General features: G+C 66.6%; 15 protein-coding genes and 1 tRNA gene. 9 read left to right on the plus strand and 7 right to left on the minus strand.

Going from position 1 to position 17,415, the window contains the following annotated elements:
* Window positions 1–6 precede the first annotated feature (6 nt).
* The 3 genes from C667_RS05525 to C667_RS05535 are packed head-to-tail and all read left to right on the plus strand — an operon-like array spanning window position 7 to window position 3,302.
* Window positions 7–1,413, plus strand: coding sequence for an integrating conjugative element protein (locus tag C667_RS05525; protein WP_004358305.1), 1,407 nt, complete (start codon window positions 7–9; stop codon window positions 1,411–1,413).
* The gene (locus C667_RS05530) at window positions 1,410–1,763 is read left to right on the plus strand and encodes a hypothetical protein (protein WP_004358306.1); all 354 of its coding nucleotides are present in this window, start codon (window positions 1,410–1,412) and stop codon (window positions 1,761–1,763) included. Before C667_RS05525 ends, C667_RS05530 begins: the two co-directional genes overlap by 4 nt.
* A 15-nt stretch (window positions 1,764–1,778) precedes the next feature.
* Window positions 1,779–3,302 (plus strand): conjugal transfer protein TraG N-terminal domain-containing protein, encoded by a 1,524-nt coding sequence (locus tag C667_RS05535; protein ID WP_004358307.1) that lies wholly within the window; start codon window positions 1,779–1,781, stop codon window positions 3,300–3,302.
* A 7-nt stretch (window positions 3,303–3,309) separates the two neighbouring features.
* Here the strand turns inward: C667_RS05535 and C667_RS05540 are convergent, their stop codons facing one another.
* Window positions 3,310–3,681, minus strand: coding sequence for a DUF3742 family protein (locus C667_RS05540; RefSeq protein ID WP_004358308.1), 372 nt, complete (start codon window positions 3,679–3,681; stop codon window positions 3,310–3,312).
* 224 nt (window positions 3,682–3,905) lie between these two features.
* Here C667_RS05540 and C667_RS05545 point away from each other — a divergent pair, with 224 nt between their 5' ends.
* From C667_RS05545 to mobH, 3 genes are all read left to right on the plus strand, one after another.
* Window positions 3,906–4,664, plus strand: a complete 759-nt coding sequence (locus C667_RS05545; RefSeq protein ID WP_004358309.1) for a type IV toxin-antitoxin system AbiEi family antitoxin domain-containing protein — start codon at window positions 3,906–3,908, stop codon at window positions 4,662–4,664.
* Window positions 4,657–5,577 (plus strand): nucleotidyl transferase AbiEii/AbiGii toxin family protein, encoded by a 921-nt coding sequence (locus tag C667_RS05550; protein ID WP_004358310.1) that lies wholly within the window; start codon window positions 4,657–4,659, stop codon window positions 5,575–5,577. The genes C667_RS05545 and C667_RS05550 overlap by 8 nt, the downstream gene beginning before the upstream one ends.
* Window positions 5,578–5,779: 202 nt before the next feature.
* Complete coding sequence (mobH, locus tag C667_RS05555) at window positions 5,780–7,627, plus strand: MobH family relaxase (RefSeq protein ID WP_004358311.1); 1,848 nt, start codon at window positions 5,780–5,782, stop codon at window positions 7,625–7,627.
* Between the two features lie 25 nt (window positions 7,628–7,652).
* On the opposite strand, the gene C667_RS05560 is transcribed toward mobH, so the two are convergent.
* Window positions 7,653–7,952, minus strand: a complete 300-nt coding sequence (locus C667_RS05560; protein WP_004358313.1) for a helix-turn-helix domain-containing protein — start codon at window positions 7,950–7,952, stop codon at window positions 7,653–7,655.
* Between the two features lie 108 nt (window positions 7,953–8,060).
* Between C667_RS05560 and C667_RS05565 the strand changes: the two genes are divergently transcribed.
* Window positions 8,061–8,684 (plus strand): LysR substrate-binding domain-containing protein, encoded by a 624-nt coding sequence (locus C667_RS05565; RefSeq protein ID WP_281054839.1) that lies wholly within the window; start codon window positions 8,061–8,063, stop codon window positions 8,682–8,684.
* A gap of 47 nt (window positions 8,685–8,731) precedes the next feature.
* Here C667_RS05565 and C667_RS05570 read toward each other — a convergent pair whose 3' ends face one another.
* The 5 genes from C667_RS05570 to C667_RS05590 all read right to left on the minus strand — a co-directional run bounded on the left by C667_RS05570 (window position 8,732) and on the right by C667_RS05590 (window position 13,423).
* The gene (locus C667_RS05570; protein WP_004358317.1) at window positions 8,732–10,585 is read right to left on the minus strand and encodes a tyrosine-type recombinase/integrase; all 1,854 of its coding nucleotides are present in this window, start codon (window positions 10,583–10,585) and stop codon (window positions 8,732–8,734) included.
* Window positions 10,586–10,822: 237 nt separating this feature from the next.
* A tRNA-Gly gene (locus C667_RS05575) sits at window positions 10,823–10,897 on the minus strand.
* Between the two features lie 82 nt (window positions 10,898–10,979).
* Entirely contained in the window at window positions 10,980–12,710 is a 1,731-nt protein-coding gene (ptsP, locus tag C667_RS05580) for a phosphoenolpyruvate--protein phosphotransferase (protein ID WP_004358319.1), read from the minus strand.
* 1 nt (window position 12,711) lies between these two features.
* Window positions 12,712–12,981 (minus strand): HPr family phosphocarrier protein, encoded by a 270-nt coding sequence (locus tag C667_RS05585; protein WP_004358321.1) that lies wholly within the window; start codon window positions 12,979–12,981, stop codon window positions 12,712–12,714.
* Window positions 12,982–13,033: 52 nt separating this feature from the next.
* Window positions 13,034–13,423, minus strand: a complete 390-nt coding sequence (locus C667_RS05590; RefSeq protein WP_004358322.1) for a PTS sugar transporter subunit IIA — start codon at window positions 13,421–13,423, stop codon at window positions 13,034–13,036.
* A 218-nt stretch (window positions 13,424–13,641) separates the two neighbouring features.
* Here C667_RS05590 and C667_RS05595 point away from each other — a divergent pair, with 218 nt between their 5' ends.
* Window positions 13,642–15,273, plus strand: a complete 1,632-nt coding sequence (locus C667_RS05595; protein WP_004358323.1) for a BCCT family transporter — start codon at window positions 13,642–13,644, stop codon at window positions 15,271–15,273.
* Window positions 15,274–15,409: 136 nt separating this feature from the next.
* Window positions 15,410–17,287 (plus strand): DUF294 nucleotidyltransferase-like domain-containing protein, encoded by a 1,878-nt coding sequence (locus C667_RS05600; RefSeq protein WP_004358324.1) that lies wholly within the window; start codon window positions 15,410–15,412, stop codon window positions 17,285–17,287.
* The last annotated feature ends 128 nt before the right edge of the window (window positions 17,288–17,415 follow it).

Here is a 17,415-nt window from a genome sequence, read left to right on the forward strand (position 1 = left end):
CCCACGATGAGCACATCCCCCCCTGACTTCCTGCGCTGCGTGGTGCCGCACCTGCGGGCCATGCTGCTCGTGGCAGCTATCCCGTTGCTCGTCGGCGTCGCCTGGGCGCAGACCCGCATCGATCCCAATGGCGTGAACGTCAGTGGCAGCGTGATCGGCGATGACGTCCTCTACAGCATCGGCGGCGGCCGTGCCGTGTCGATGGGCGGCGCCGGCAACATGCAGGGCATCGGTGTGGGGGTCGGCTGGAACAGCAACCTGATCTGCGGCGACATGAGCATCACCACGACACTGCAGAACCAGCTCAACGGCATCACCAACGGCTTCCAGACGATCATGAGCAACGTGATCCAGAACGCCACCGCCGCCGTGGCCTCACTGCCGGCCCTGATCATTCAGCGCGCCGACCCGGGGCTCTACAACCTGCTGACCAACGGCATCCTCCAGGCGCGCCTGGACTTCGACCGCTCGAAGATGACCTGCCGGGCGATCGCCAATCGGATGGCGGAAATGGCCGGCGGCCAGGCCGGCTGGGACCAGCTCGCCGAGGGGATGGCGCTGCGGGACGCGGTTGCCAGTACCGATGCCGTCTCCGCCGTCGAGCGGGCCGAATCCAACAAGGGGAACAACGGGGTGCCCTGGGTCGGCGGCGGCAGCGCGGGCGGCGCCGGGCAGGGCTCGATCAAGGTGGTCGGCGACGTGACGCGTGCGGGCTACAACCTGCTCAACGGCCGCAGCGCCACCGATACGTCGTCGCTCGCGCGTGGCGCCTGCGGCAACCGCCTGACCTGCCAGACGTGGTCATCGCCTGGCGAGGCCGCGGCCTTTGCGAGCCGCGTGCTGGGCGAACGCGAGCAACGCACCTGCGAAAACTGCACGAAGACCCAGACCACACCGGGCGTCGGCCTCACGCCGGTGATTCAGGAAGAGTACGAGACCAAGCTGCTGGTGTTGCAGGAACTGGTGTCGGGCGCCCGACCGACGACGCCGAGCAATCTCGACGCGGCTGGCAGCAGCTCGCTGCCGATTACCCGCGGCGTGATCGAGGCCCTGCGTGACGAACCCGACCAGGACGTGCTGGGGAAGCGCCTGGCGTCGGAGGCGGCGCTGTCGAGCGTGCTGGAGAAGGCCTTGCTGCTGCAACGTACGTTGCTGACCGGCAAGAAGGAGCCGAACGTCGCTGCCAACGAACTGGCCGTGCGGGCAGTCGACCAGGAGAGCAGGGCGCTGGAGCAGGAGATCGACAACCTCAAGACTGAGCTGGAGTTGCGCCGCACGTTGGCCGGTAACGCGGCGATGGCGATCGTCCAGCGCAACAGCACCCGCGCTGCCGGCTCGCGCGGCGTCTTCGAGGGCGACACCCTGCGCGACCGGCTGCGGGAAGTTCAGAAGCCACGGAGCGTTGCCCCATGAGCCGGGTGAGCTGGCGGCGGTTGCCTTGGCTGTTCAAGCGCCGCGTTGGTGTTGGGCTGCTGTGCACCCTGTTGGTGGTGGCGGTCGCGGCGGTGGTGAACATCGCCGGCATCCACATGATCGGCGGTTTCGAGGACTGGCAGCACTGGCTGCAGGCGCATGCCGGCCACTTCTTTGTGTGGCGGCTTGGCCTCTACGGGGCGACGGCGTACGGCTGGTGGTGGATGCGTCGGCGCCTGTTGCGGCGGGAGCCGTCCCGCGAGACGCGTCAGCGGCTGCTCCGGACGGAGATCGCCGTGGTGATTGCCGTGGTCGCACTGGAAGCCAGCCAAGCGTTACGGCATGGCTGAGATCAGGAAGCGGGGATGACGCTCTACACCACGGACTACCTGGAGTATTACCTGACTCTGCTGGCCTGGGTGGTCAGCAATGGCATCTGGAACATCCTCGTTGCCAGCGGCGTGTTCGCGCTGCCGTTTGTGGCGATCGTGATCCAGGAATGGCTCAAGGCCCGCAGCGAAGGCGCGGATGAGGGGAACAAGGGTGTGCTGTCGTCGATGCGCATCGAGAACCGGGTGTGGGTGGCGATCATGGTCATCCTGTTCGCCGGCATCCCGTTCATCCCGGTGGATCTCGCCACGATCAAGTTCGACACCACGCGCTCCGCGCAATGTCAGGTCAGCGTCCCGCTGCCCAACGACACGGGCTGGGCCAACGTCTACACCACGCTCGACAACCAGAGTGCGCTGGTGCCGGTGTGGTGGTTCTTCATGCATTCCATCTCGAAGGCGGTCACGGGCGCCGCGGTGGCAGCGATTCCCTGCGGCAACGACCTGCGTCAGATTCGCATGGATGTCGATGCCACGCGGATCGATGATCCGGTGCTGGCACAGGAGATCGCCGACTTCACGCATGATTGCTACGGGCCGTCGCGTGCCAAGCTGTTCATGAGCCGTCCGACGCTCTCCGACGAGCAGATGAACGACGTCACCTGGATCGGATCGAGTTACTTCCTCGACACGCCCGGCTTCTATGACACCTATCGCTCCAAGACCCCACGCACGGCCTGGCCCTACGACGCGACCCGCGATGCGGGGTTGGCACAGGTGGACAGCGGCGGAGGCTATCCGTCCTGCCGGCAGTGGTGGGCTGATGGCGATGAGGGACTGCGCAGCCGGCTGCTGGCGCAGGTCGCCCCGGACCTGCTGACGCGCATCGGGCGCTGGGTGGGCTTCCTGTCGCAGAGCGAGGTCAATGACTCGGTGATCCGCGCCGTCGTCTCACCGCGACAGCAGAAGATGAACCAGGGCGCCGTCTACACCGATTACGGAGGTCAGATCGACAAGACGCTGCCGAACGTCGTCACGCGCGGCGCGGGCGACCTGGGGTTGACCGTCGGCTCGCTGGGCTTTTTTCCGGCGATGGACGTGGTGCGCCAAGCGCTGCCGATGGTGCTGACGATGCTCAAGATGGCGCTTGTCATCTGCATCCCGCTGGTGCTGCTGATCGGCACCTACGACCTGAAGACGGTGGTGACGGTGAGCTGCGTCCAGTTCGCGCTGTTCTTCGTGGACTTCTGGTTCCAGCTCGCGCGCTGGATCGATAGCACGCTCCTGGACGCGCTCTACGGCCGGGGGTTTGGCGCGGACAGGCCGCACACGAACTTCGATCCGCTGATCGGCTTGAACAACGCCTTTGGCGACATGCTGCTCAACTTCGTCATGGCGATGATGTTCATCGTGCTGCCGACGTTTTGGGTGATGGCATTGGCTTGGGCAGGCGTGCGCACGGGAAATATCGTGCAGGGGTTGTCCACCGCCACCTCGGACGCCAAAGGCGCTGGGGGGCGTGGCGCTGGCATGGCAATGAGCGCCGTATCGAAGAAGTGACCGTCGTTCAGTTGTCGTCGGTTACATGCGGGTCGATGCGCCAGTCGCTCTTGTCATAAAGCCCGAAGCCGTTGGGGCCTTCCCTCCACTCGGGTTGCGGTTCCTCTTGATCAGCGTCGTCGTGCTGCACGAACCATGCAGCAGTCACCGCAAAGGCAAGCAGCAGGGCCAGCCAGAACGCGGAGTAGAGCAGCACACCGAGCAGGGCGAGCTTGACGATCCAGAGCACCGCCGTCGCCGCGCCCGCAGGCACCCCGCGCGTCACCAGCCAGCCGGCGACACGCTGCTCGCGGCGCAGGTATCCACGCCAGGCACGGCCAGCCCCCCGGCCCAGCCGGAGGCTCCAGCGCTCGTTGTGCGTGTTGGTGGTCATGCTCATGTGCCTCGGCTTCAGTGTTGCCTCACCTCGCGGAGTGGCCGGTCGTGGCTTGCCCTCCAGCATAGACTGCGATCAGGAGGGGCGGGTTGCGGCTGGCAGAGCCGGGTTGGCTCGGGTCGCAGGTCGATTAGATTATGCACTATAAATCAAACCTTATGCGACTTTCTCTGCACGTTCTTGCAGTGGCTCTAGGGGCTGATTGGATTTCGTGCTATTTTTAGTGCATGAATGGAAATTATAGGCATCAGGTAATCAAGCGGCTGCAGGCGGGACTCCCCCGCGGGGCGCCATTCGACCTTGCCACCCTGAGCCAGTTCGGGGTGTCGCCCCAGCTCGCCGCTCACTATGCCGACGGCGGGTGGCTCGTGCGCTTGGCCCATGGCGTCTATGCCTTCCCGAACGATGAATTCGGGGTCTACGGTGCGCTGAAGTTCCTGCAGCAGCGCGTGCCCGGCCTGCACGTCGGCGGCAAGAGCGCCCTGGCCCTGCAGGGCGTGCGGCACAACCTGGGTAGCCGGGAGACGCTGGTGCTGTGGGGCGACGGTCGTTTCGCGTTGCCGGCCTGGTTCACTTCGCGCTTTCCGGCCCGCTACGTCCACGCCCGCCTGTTCGACTGGCCGGACACGACGCTGGTCAGCAAGACCATGACCACGCCGCCTGGCCTGCCCGATGATCTGCGGGTGGCGGCCTCCGAGCGTGCCGTTCTGGAGCTGCTGTACGAAGCCGGCGTCAAGCAGAGCCTCGAAGAGGCCCGCAACATCTTTGATGGACTGCGGCCCCCCCGCAAGGACTTGCTCGGGCAACTGCTGTCCTGCTGCGTCAGCGTGAAGGCCGTGCGCCTGTTCCTCACCTGGGCGCGCGAGACCAGCCTCGTGGATGTCGATGCCCTGCTGGAGCAGTACCCGGTTCGCACCGGCAGCAACGCGCGCTGGATGAGCCGGCTCGATGACGGCACCTTGCTGAGCCTGAGACCTCATGGATAAGACCTACGCGGACACCGTTCGCCTGCTGTTGGCCGTCGCGCCCGACGTGTTCGCCAACGATATCTTCGCCATGAAGGGTGGCACGGCCATCAACCTCTTCGTGCGGGACATGCCGCGCCTGTCGGTGGACATCGACGTGGTGTACCTCCCGTGGCAGACGCCGCGCGACGAAGCGCTGCAAGCCATCAACCAGGAGCTGGCCGCCATCGCCATGCGCGTTGCACCACTGGGCGTGCAGACACGCCTGGTTCGCGCCAAGGACCTGGGGGACACCAAGCTGATCGTCGAGAACGACGCCAGCCAGGTGAAGATCGAGGTCAACGTCGTGTTCCGAGGCAGCGTGCTGCCCGTCGAGCGGCGGGCGCTGAGCGCCAGGACCAGCGATCTGTTCGGCGTGGAGTTCGAGCTGCCGGTTCTGGCGCCGGACGAGCTGTACGCCAGTAAGCTGGTGGCCGCGCTGGATCGGCAGCACCCGCGCGATCTGTTCGACGTGTGGCAGCTCTTTGAGTCGGGCGACATCAGCGACCGCATGGTCGAGTGCTTCGTGATCTATCTGGCGGGCCACAACCGGCCTCCCCACGAAGTGCTGTTCGGCAACGACAAGGACATCGCCGGCGAGTACGAGCGGGCCTTTGTCGGCATGACCGAAGTGGACTGCTCCCTGGAGAGACTACTCGATGCTCGCGCCAGGATGCGGCGCGAGCTGCCACGGCGACTGAGCACCGCGCACAAGCAGTTTCTGAGCGGGCTGGCGCGCGCAGAACCGGACTGGTCGCTGGTGCAGTGCCAGCACGCCGCGCAACTGCCGGCACTGCGCTGGAAGCTCGCCAATCTCGAAACCTTCCGCAAGCGCCGTCCCGACGACTTCGCAGCGCAATCCGCCGCCCTCGACGCCGGCTTGGGCCAGAGCTGACGAGCGTCCCGCAGCGCCCCACTTGCCGGGATTGCCCCATGCCGCATTCATCGTGGCACCCGCGAAGCAGCGGCCCTATACCCAAAGGCTTCCGACAAAGGCCAAAGGGCTGGGAAGGGGCAAAGGAAGGGTGCCAAGGGGAAAGGCCCTATCCTGAAAAGGCCAAAAGGCGCCCCGAGCAGCCCGTCATCCGGGGTTCGTCATGCTCTCGCTGTTCCAGCGCAAACGGGTGCCACCCACCGCCGGCACGCCGCCCACCTCCGCCATCGAAACTCCGAAAGGGTCGATGCGGCCGGAGTCGGCCGCATCGCTGCTGGCCACGCCGCGCCGGCAGAAACTGCTGGAACACATCTGGCAGCGCACATCGCTCTCGCGCCGGCAGTTCGCCACGCTCTACCTCGCCCCACTGGAGCGCTACGCCGAGCTGGTCCAGCAGTTCCCGGCCTCCGAGAACCACCACCACGCCTATCCGGGCGGCATGCTGGACCACGGCCTGGAGATCGTCGCCTATGCGCTGAAGCTGCGGCAGTCATACCTGCTGCCTGCGGGCGTCACGCCGGAGGCACAGGCGGCCCAGGCCGAAGCCTGGACCGCAGGCACGGCCTACGCGGCCCTGCTGCACGACATCGGCAAGATTGCGGTCGATCTGTACGTCGAGCACGCTGACGGCAGCATCTGGCATCCCTGGCACGGCCCGTTGCGAAAGCCGTACCGCTTCCGTTACCGAAGGGAGCGCGAGTACCGCCTGCACAGCGCCGCCACAGGGCTGCTCTACGCACACATCCTCGATCGGGACATCTTCGACTGGCTCAGCGGCTATCCCGACCTCTGGGCCGCGCTGCTGTACGTGCTGGCCGGTCAGTACGAGCACGCCGGCACGCTCGGCGAACTGGTCGTGCAGGCCGACCAGGCATCCGTCGCCCAGGAACTCGGCGGCGATCCCAGCAAGGCGCTGACGGCGCCCCGGCATGCGCTGCAACGCAAACTGCTCGACGGCTTGCGCTACCTGCTCAAGGAAGAGCTCAAGTTGAACCATGGGGGGCCGGCGGACGGCTGGCTGACCCAGGACGCGCTGTGGCTGGTGAGCAAGACCGTCTCCGACAAGCTGCGCGCGCATCTGCTGTCGCAGGGCGTCGACGGTATCCCGGCGAACAATACGGCGGTCTTCAATGTGCTGCAGGATCATGGCATCGTGCAGCCGACCCCGGATGGCAAGGCGATCTGGAAGGCTGTTGTCACGAGCGACGCCGGCTGGTCGCACACGTTCACCTTCCTGAAGGTATCGCCGGCGGTAATCTGGGATGCCGCCGACCGGCCGGCGCCGTTCGCAGGCCGCGTGCTGGTCGAAGAGGAGCAGGTGGGACCGACGCCGCGATCGCCGGCGGTGGGTGATGGGCTGCGCGTGGAAGGAATCGCAGCTGTACCGTCGGCCACGGCGCCGATCGCATCCGCAGACACCGGCGTGGCCGCGCTGCTCGATCTGCTGGGCGACAGCGCTACATCCACAGCACCGGAGATCAAGGCTTGTCCCGTCTCCGAGACTGAGCCGACGCCTTCGACCGGACTCCCGCAGGAGATGAGTCTCGGGCCTTCCGAGGATCGCACGGAGCCTTCCGGGGCACACCTCATGTCCTGGCTGCGTCAGAGCATCCAGACCCGCAAGCTCATCATCAACGACGCCAAGGCCCTGGTGCACACCGTCGCCGACACGGCTTACCTCGTCAGTCCCGGTGTGTTCCAGCGCTACGCTCAGGAGTTCCTTCAAGTCGCTGTGATGGCCAAGCAGGAGAAGCTGGAGGGGTGGCAGTGGGTACAGAAGCGCTTCGAGAAGTTGGGACAGCACCGCAAGCAGCCGAGCGGGCTGAACATCTGGACCTGCGAAGTCACGGGGCCGCGCAAGTCGCGCCGCCTGCACGGCTACCTGCTCAACAGCGCGGATGCGTTGTTCTGCGAAGTGCCGCCGGATAATCCCTACCTGCGGCTCATCGACGAGGCTGCAAAGCGTGACAATGCAGTCCTTGGCGGCAAGGGTAATGACGATCAGGGATAGGCCGCGGTAGCCGCACGGGCGGCCTTCAGTCCACGGATGGGGCCGACTCCGCCAGCTTGGCTTCGGTCAGCGTCATCAAGTGGGCGGAACTGCACTTGAGCGCACGGGCGATCTTGAGGATGAGCGGGAGCGTGGGGACATGCTCGCCGCGCTCGATCTTGCCCATGTGGGACCGTTCGATGCCGGCCATGTGGGCCAGCGCTTCCTGAGCGATGCCCTGGTTGGTTCTTTCCTCCCGCACGGCAGCCCCAAACGCGATGGCTGGTTTCGCTTCGTGGGTAGTGGTGCAGGTGGGGCGACCTCTTTGGATCGAACGCTTTTGCATCGCCAAAAGCGTCGATCGCGGCCACGATCTAAACCACGTTAAACTTAACGCATAGGGCGGCCGCGACGTCAGTGGTCACAATTTTTGCCGCTTGGGGGGCTTGACTTGGTGTCGAGTGACGTCACCGCCGAGATACGCATGGCCGTGCTCGGCGAATGGGTGCCGCCCCAACTTGCAAGCGTGCTCGCCCTGCAGCGTGCCGAAGAGCCGGACACCCATGTCGCCCTGGCCGGATGGACAGACCCCGGTCGAGCCCCGGAACTGCCGGGCGACAGCTTCGACTTCGCGCTGTCTGCGACTGAGTGGCAGTGGCCTGGCTGGATATGCGAGCCGCTGTGGCATGACACGCTGGCGGTCGCCATGACCAAGCGCTCCCACCTGTTGGCCTATCGTGAAGTGCCGTGCCAGGAAGTGCTCAAGCAGTCCGTGATCTGCTCGCAGTCGACGGCCCATGAACCATGGCGCATGACCGCGCAGCGCGTGTTCGATGGCATGCTGCAAGAGCGCGAGCAAACGGTGGCGACATTCGATGTGGCGATGACCCTGGTTGGCGCAGGGTACGGGATCGCCATTGCGCCAGCCGCGCGACTGACGGGCTACCTGCACCGCGGCGTCGCTGTGCGGCCGCTGGCCGGCGCACCCACGATCGTGATGGCTTATCTGCTCCGCCGCATCGCTTCCTTGTCGGACACCCAGGCAAGATTCGCCCGCCGCGCGCGCTTGGTGTCCTGACAGGTGCGCGGGGATCGCGGTTTCGCCACACGATCCCGCTTCTGCCGCTAGGCCACCCGAACGCGCGGCAAGGTCCATTCGCTTTCCTTCACGGCTGTGCTCACGGTCATGACGAGCTTGTCGAGATTGCCGGCAGTCACGCCCTCCAGTGCCGAACGCCCCCGCAGCATCGAGCGCGGTTGAAGCAGTGCATGGTAGATCTGCCAAGGGTCCGCACCCCTGGTCAGCTTCAGGACGGACTGGATCAGCTCGTGCTTGAGTGGGTCGAGGTGCCAGTCCGGCACGCGCTGGCCGCGGTTGCCCACGTTCAACGCCAGCAAGTTGCCCGCCTTGATCTCGTAGCTGATCCACCTGCGGGACTTGCCCGCCATCTTGGCAAACGCCGCAACGGGAAGGTTGTGCGGCGCTTCGAAGACATCGAAGAGCTCCATCCTCTCGCGCTGAATGTCCGAAGGCACCAGCGGCGCTGCCGATCGAGGGGGCGGAACCGCCGGCAGCCGATGTGCGGCGGCAGAAACCAACGGCATGGCGTCACCCGGCTTCGTCACGAGCAGGACTGGCGAAGCGGCAACCGGCGTGGAGGGTACGCTTGCGGTTTGCTCATTCGGGAATGCGGGCACGCCTTCCAGATGCACGGTGAGTGGCATGCTGGCCGCCTCGACCTGATTCTGCTCGAAGAGGTCCAGGCGATCGGCCCAGTCCTGCATCATCCGGCGACGCTGCTCCACGTACTCGGCATGGTTGTAGGTCGCGCTGACCTTGTTGGGATCGACATGCGAGAGCTGCGAATCCACCCAGACCTTCGGGTAGCCGATCTCGTTGAGCGCAGTGGACATCGTGCCGCGGATACCGTGTCCGGTCAGACGTTCCTGATAGCCCATGCGTTTGAGGGCACCATTGAGCGTGTTCTCGCTGATGCGCTTCTTCAGGTCGCTGTCGTGCCGGAAAAGGTAGCGCTGGGCCGGCTTGAACTCATCCAGCAGGTGCCGGACGATCTCCATGGCTTGAATCGACAACGGCACGATGTATGGTGGGATGTCCGCCGGCTGCCGCCGCTTCTTGCGCATATCCAACTGGAGTTGCTTCACGACCTCGGGCGGGATGATCCACAGCCCGCGAGCCAGATCGAATTGATCTGGCGTCGCCTGCCGCAGCTCACCGGTTCGCACGCCGGTCAGCAGCAATAGCCGCAACCCGAGCTGGGTCTGCCGCCTGCCGCGATAGCTGCGCAGCCTCTGCAACAATTTGGGCAGTTCGGCCATCCGCAGAAACGGGTTGTGCCTGACGGGTGGCAGTGGCAGCGCCACGACGTCGAGATCGGAGGCAGGGTTCTGCTCCAGGCCCGGCACGATCACCAGCGCGTAGCGGAACAGTTGGTTGAACCACGTCCTGACCTTCTCGGCGATGGAGAGCGCGCTGCGCTTCTCGATCTTGGCAATCACCTCCAGGAGATCAGGGCGCTTGATCTCATAGATCGACCGCTTCCCCAAGGTCGGGAGTACGTCCCTGTCGAAGATGCGCGGAAGCATCGCGAGGGTCGTCTGCCGGCCTTCCTTGAGGCTCAGCCCGCGATGCTCGAGCCACCCGCGGTACACCACCTCGAAGTTGTTTTCGTCGGCGAGCCGCACAGCGGTCCGCTTCTGCTTGCGGTGATCACGTGGATTGATGCCCTTGGCGATCAGGGCGCGCGCTTCGTCGCGCAGGCTGCGCGCCTCGCGAAGCGTCACCTCCGGGTAGGTTCCGAGCGAGATCCGCTTCTGCTTGCCCGCCCAGTAGTAGCGGAAGTGCCAAGTCCTACCCCCCGCAGCCGTCACGGCTAGTGAGAGGCCATCCAAGTCAGGGAGGGTGTAGGCCTTGCCGGTTGCCTTGGCCTGTCGAACGACCAGGTCTGAGAGTGCCATGCTCTTGCTCCTGAACATGAGTCAGGAACCAGATGCTGGTCACATCGACCTCGCCCCTCGATCAACAATCCGGAAACCGCCGTGCCCTCAAAAATGGACTTGTTTGTGGACTTAAAAGTCCCGGCTGTCGGCGGATCGCGGTGGAACACAGCAGAACGTCAAGGAGAGAAAAGTCGTTGTGCGCCAAGGACTTGCAGATTATCCTGGACTTCTGCGGAACTCCGCAGATTGATGCGGTGGAGCGGGTGAAGGGAATCGAACCCTCGTCATGAGCTTGGGAAGCTCAGGTAATAGCCATTATACGACACCCGCATTTCGGGCCGAGCTGGCGTCGGCCGCGAATAAGGCCGGATTGTACTGCCACGGGCGGTACGCTTCAACCGCGGCGGTGTTTTCAGGCCGTGAGCCGCTCCACCGCCTCGCGGATGCGCGCCGGCTCGTCCATCTTGAGGATGCGCTGCACCTTGGGGGCGAGCTCGCCGAGGTCGGCGCGCAGGATCTGCTGCTTGATCTCGAGGATGCTGCCCGGGTGCATGGAGAAGTTGCGCAGGCCCATGCCGAGCAGCAGCTCGGTGTACAGCGGGTCGCCCGCCATCTCGCCGCACACCGACACCGGCAGGCCGAAGCGCGCGCCGCTGGAGATGGTGCCGGCGATGAGCTTGAGCACCGCGGGGTGGAGCGGGTCGTAGAGGTGCGCGACGGCCTCGTCCGAGCGGTCGATCGCCAGGGTGTACTGGATGAGGTCGTTGGTGCCGATGGACAGGAAGGCCAGCCGGCGGATGAACATGCCGAGCGAGAGCGCGGCGGCGGGGACCTCGATCATGCCGCCGATGCGGATGCCCTCGTCGAACTTGACCTTCTCGGCGCGCAGCTCGGCCTTGGCCTTCTCGACCAGGGCGAGGCACTGGTCCACCTCCTGGGCGTGGGCGAGCATGGGCACCATGATCTGCAGGCGGCCGTGCGCCGAGGCGCGCAGCAGCGCGCGCAGCTGGGTCTTGAACATCTTGGGCTCGGCCAGCGAGTAGCGCACCGCGCGCAGGCCGAGTGCGGGGTTGGGTTCCTCGCGCGCCTGGGCGCCGTTGAGCGCCTTGTCGGCGCCGACGTCGAAGCTGCGGATGGTGACCGGCTTGCCGGGCAGGGCCTTGACCACGGCGCGGTAGGCTTCGTACTGCTCCTCCTCGTCGGGCAGGGTGTCGCGGCCGATGAAGAGGAACTCGGTACGGTACAGGCCGATGCCGTCGGCGTTGGCGGTCTTGACCGCGGGCAGGTCCTTGGGTCCCTCGATGTTGGCGAGCAGGTTGACCTCCTCGCCGTCGAGCGTGGTGGCGCGGGTGTCGCGCAGGCGGTTGAGCTTGGAGCGCTCGATCTCGAGCTCGCTGCGGCGCAGGCGGTATTCCTCGACGATCTGCTCGTCGGGGGCGACGATGATCACGCCGCGGGTGCCATCGACGATGATGAGCTCGTCGTCCTCGAGCAGGTCGCGCACATGGTGCAGGCCGACCACCGCCGGGATCTTGAGGCTGCGCGCGACGATCGCGGTGTGGCTGGTGGGCCCGCCGACGTCGGTGACGAAGCCGGCGATGTTGTGGTCGCGGAAGCCGATGGTGTCCGCAGGCGAGAGGTCGTGGGCGACGACGATGCTGCCCAGCCCGTCGCGCCGGCGCGGCGGCAGGTGGCCGGGGTGGCCGAGCAGCACCTTGACCAGGCGCTCGACGACCTGGACCACGTCGGCCTGGCGTTCGCGCAGGTAGGGGTCCTCGATCTGGCGGAACTGCTCGACCAGGTGCTCCATCTGCTGCACCAGCGCCCACTCGGCGTTGCAGCGGCGCTCGGTGACGAGGTCGCGGGCGGCGTCGACCAGCATGGGGTCGGCGAGCATCATCAGCTGCAGGTCGACGAAGGCGCCGACCTCGCTGTGCGCCTGGCCGGAGGTGGTGATCGCCTTGAGGCCGATCAGCTCGCCCTGGACGGTGGCGAGCGCCTCGTCGAGGCGGGCGAGCTCCTCGTCGAGGTAGCGCGGTGCGACGTGATAGTGGTTGACCTCGAGCAGCGCGTGCGAGACGAGGTGGACGTGGCCGATCGCGATGCCCTGCGAGACCGCCAGGCCGTGCAGCGTGAATGGCATCTCATTCCCCCTCGCCGAAGCGGTCGGCGACCAGCTCCTGGATGGCCTGCAGGGCCTCGTCGGCGCGCTCGCCCTGGGTGTCGATCGTGATCGTGCTGCCGCGCGCGGCCGCCAGCATCATCACCCCCATGATGCTCTTGGCGTTCACCCGGCGGCCGTTGCGCTCGAGCCAGACCTCGCACGGGAAGCTGCTGGCGAGCTGGGTGAGCTTGGCCGAGGCGCGCGCGTGCAGGCCGAGCTTGTTGATGATGGGGGCGTCTCCTCGCGGCATCTTCGCGGTTCTCCGTGGTGCGTTCGTTCGTGTCGTTGTATGGCGGCGGCGATCAGCCCGGCCGCACGTGTATCACGCCGTCGCCCGCGCCGCCGACCGCGCGTCGGATCAGGGTGTCGAGGTCGCCGTCGCGGTGGGTGAGCAGGCGCAGCAGCATCGGCAGGTTGACCCCGGCGACGAGCTCGATGCGCCCCGGCTCGATCAGCCGCGTGGCGACGTTGCAGGGGGTGGCGCCGTAGAGGTCGGCGAGCAGCAGCACGCCTTCGCCATCGTCGACCGTGGCGATCATCCGGCGGGCGAGCGGCAGGGCGTCGGCGGGATCCTCGCCCGCCGACAGGCCGAGCTGGCCGAGCAGCGGCGGGCGCTTGTCGAGGACGTGGCAGACGCACTGGATCAGCGCTTCGCCGAGGGTGCCGTGGGTGACGAGAAAGAGGCCGATCATGGGGTTCTCCGCAGCCTTCGATTCTAGCCGAGTCGCCGCCCGCCGTGCCGCTGCGGGCGGGTCGGATGCGCGGACGAGGCAATGCGCAATCCCATTCGTCCTTATATGTTTGTGCAAAATATATGTCGAGAAATGATAGACTCCGCCCCTCGTCGCCGCGGCGAAGGCTCGGCCGTGCGCGTGAATTCCACGAATTTCCATAATGACAAGGAGCTGCAATGACGGATGGCAGCGATCCGATGGCCCCCTCGGGGGCGGTCAATCCGATCGACACCGACTACAAGGTCGGCCAGGACAACATCATCGTAAACGTGGGGCCCTTCGGCCTCGACATCCATAACCGCGTGTTCGCCGTGTCCGGCCTGCTCGTGGTCGCCTTCGTGGTGCTGACGCTGGCCTTCCAGAACCAGGTCGAGCCGATGTTCACCGCCATGCGCGGCTGGCTCACCTCGAACCTCGACTGGTTCTTCATCAGCGCCGGCAACGTCTTCGTGCTGGTGTGCCTCGGCCTGGCGATCTCGCCGCTGGGCAAGGTGCGCCTGGGCGGCACCGAGGCTACGCCCGATTACACCTACCTCGGCTGGTTCTCGATGCTGTTCGCCGCGGGCATGGGCATCGGGCTGATGTTCTTCGGCGTGTCCGAGCCGCTGTCGCACTTCGGCAGCGCCTTCGGCGGCACCGCGATGGAGAACGGCGTGCGCACCGACTGGGCGCCGCTCGGTGGGGCTGCTGGCGATGCCGATGCAGCCACCCGCCTGGCGATGGCGGCCACGATCTACCACTGGGCGCTGCATCCGTGGGCGATCTACGCCATCCTCGCGCTCGGGCTGGCGCTGTTCTCGTTCAACAAGGGGCTGCCGCTGACGGTGCGCTCGGTGTTCTACCCGCTGCTGGGGGAGCGCATCTGGGGCTGGCCCGGCCACGTCATCGACATCCTCGCCGTGCTGGCCACGCTGTTCGGCCTGGCGACCTCGCTCGGCTACGGCGCGGCGCAGGCGAGCTCCGGCCTCAACTTCCTGTTCGACGTGCCGCTCGGCAACACCACGCAGATCGTGCTGGTGATCGGCATCACCGCGATCGCGCTGTTCTCGGTGGTGGCCGGGCTGGACGCCGGCGTCAAGCGCCTGTCCGAGATCAACATGATCCTGGCCGTGCTGCTGCTGCTGTTCGTGATCGCGGTCGGGCCCACGCTGGACATCCTGTCCGGCTTCTTCGGCAACCTCGGTGCCTACTTCCAGCACCTGCCGGCGCTATCCAACCCGGTCGGGCGCGACGACGCCAACTTCTCGCAGGGCTGGACCGCCTTCTACTGGGCGTGGTGGATCTCGTGGTCGCCCTTCGTCGGCATGTTCATCGCGCGCGTGTCGCGTGGGCGCACGGTGCGCGAGTTCATCGTCTCGGTGCTGATCGTGCCCTCGCTCGCCTGCGTGCTGTGGATGACGGTGTTCGGCGAGACCGCGATCATCCAGTTCGTGCGTGACGGCTACGAGGCCGCCACCAAGGCCGAGCTGCCGCTGCAGCTCTTCTCCATGCTCGACGCGCTGCCGCTGGCGCAGATCACCTCCTTCATCGCCATCATCCTGGTGGTGGTGTTCTTCGTGACCTCGTCGGACTCCGGCTCGCTGGTGATCGACGTCATCGCCGCCGGCGGAAAGGTCGATGCGCCGACGCCGCAGCGCGTGTTCTGGTGCATCTTCGAGGGCCTGGTGGCGATCGCGCTGATCCTCGGCGGCGGCCTGGTGGCGCTGCAGGCGATGGCGGTGTCGACCGGCCTGCCCTTCACCATCGTTCTGCTGATGTCGACGGTGGCGGTGATCAAGGGCCTGATGTCGGAGCCGCGCGTGCGCTGAGCGCTTGCGCGATACGATGTTCGCGGGCGAGCCCGCTCCCACGGATGGCGGCCTCCTCACAGGGGTTTCGTGGGAGCGGGCTTGCCCGCGAACGCAGCCGCGACTCCTCAACCCCCGCTAGCGGATTCAGCCCTTCATGCAGATCGAACAGCTCGAGATCCTCGACTTCCTGCGCGCCCACCCGCCCTTCGACGCGCTGCCCGACGAGGTGCTGCAGCGCGTCGCGGCGGCGGTCGACGTGCGTTACTACAAGGCGGGCGAGGCCATCGTCGAGTTCGGCCAGGTGGCCGAGTTCTGGCATGTGGTGCGCAGCGGTGCGGTGGAGGTCTTCCGCCGCAACGGCACGCTCTACAACCGCCTGACGGCCGGCGGCTACTTCGGCGAGTTCGGCCTGCTGCGCAACGGACGGGTACGCTTCCCGGTGAGCGCGCTGGAAGACACGCTGCTCTACCTGATCCCGCGCGAGCTCTTCGCCGAACTCTTCGACCAGCACGAGAGCTTTGCCGACCTGGTCGAGGTCGAGGACCGCACCCGGCTGCGCCAGGTGATGTCCAAGCGCGAGGACGCCAACGACCTGCTCTCGGCCACGGTCGACACCCTGGTCGGGCGCGCCGCGGTGACCTTGCCCAGCACCGCCAGCGCGCGCGAGCTGGCGCAGCGCATGACGGAAGAGGGTGTGTCCTCGCTGCTGATCCTCGACGACAACCCCGAAGTGCCCGAACTCCCCGTGCTTTCCGGCATCGTCACCGACCGCGACCTGCGCACCCGGCTGGTCGCGCCCGGCCTGTCCTACGACACGCCGGCGGCCGAGATCATGTCGCGCGGCGTGGTCGCGGTGAACCACAACCAGCTCGTGTTCGAGGCCATGCTGGCGATGCTGCGCCACAACGTGCATCACCTGCCGGTGCTCAAGAATCAGCGCCCGCTCGGGGTGATCGCGTTGTCGGACATCATCCGCTACGAGTCGCGCAACAGCCTGTTCGTGGTCGGCAGCATCTTCCGCCAGCAGTCGGTGGATGAGCTGGCCGCGCTGGTGCCCGAGGTGCGCGCCTGCTTCGTGCGCATGGTCGGCGAGGATGCCAGCTCGAACATGATCGGCAGCGCGATGGCCGCGATCGGGCGCAGCTTCAAGCAGCGCCTGCTGGAGCTGGCCGAGGCCGAGCTCGGCCCGCCGCCGGTGCCGTACTGCTTCCTCGCGCTCGGCTCGATGGCGCGCCAGGAGCAGCTCATCGTCACCGACCAGGACAACGCGCTGGTGCTGGACAACCGCTTCGACCCGGCGCAGCACGACGCCTACTTCAAGGCGCTCGCCGCCTTCGTCAGCGACGGCCTGGCGCGCTGCGGCTACAGCTACTGCACCGGCGGGGTGATGGCGAGCAACGAGAAGTGGCGCCAGCCCTTGCGCGTGTGGGAGCGCACCTTCACCGACTGGATCGAGCGCCCGACGCCCGAGTCGCTGCTCAACGCCGGCATCTTCTTCGACCTCGACGGCGTGTGGGGGCGGGTGGAGTGGGCGGCGCGCCTGCGCGAGCTCATCGCGCGCAAGGCCAGGGGCAACTCGCGCTTTCTCGCCTGCATGGCGCGCAACGCGCTGCTGCGCACGCCGCCGCTGGGCTTCTTCAAGGACTTCGTGGTCGAGTCCGACGGCCGCCACACGCGCGCGATCAACATCAAGCGCCGCGGCACCGCGCCGCTGGCCGACCTGGTGCGGGTGCATGCGCTGGCGATCGGCGCGCAGTCGATCAACTCCTTCGAGCGCCTGAAGGACATCATCGACGCCGCCATCCTGCCGCTCGGGCGCGGCCAGGACCTGTACGACGCGCTCGAGTTCATCTCCATGGTGCGCGCCCGCCACCAGGCCGAGGACATGGCCGCCGGCGTCGATCCGGACAACAGCATCGACCCCGAGAAGCTGTCCGAATTCGAGCGCAAGAGCCTGCGCGACGCCTTCCTGATCCTCGGCAACGCGCAGAAATTCCTCAAGTACCGCTACCAGCCCGGGCGGGCGAACTGAGGCGCGGGGCATGCTGCATCTGGGGGATCTGAAGAAGGATGCGTCCGCCGCGCCCGCACGCAGCCGGGCGCGTGGCGCGGCGCCCGTGCCGGACTGGCCGGCGCGCTTCGCCGAGCTTGCCGCGGCCG

The organism is Thauera phenylacetica B4P (assembly GCF_000310225.1).
In the GTDB taxonomy this organism is placed as follows: domain Bacteria; phylum Pseudomonadota; class Gammaproteobacteria; order Burkholderiales; family Rhodocyclaceae; genus Thauera; species Thauera phenylacetica.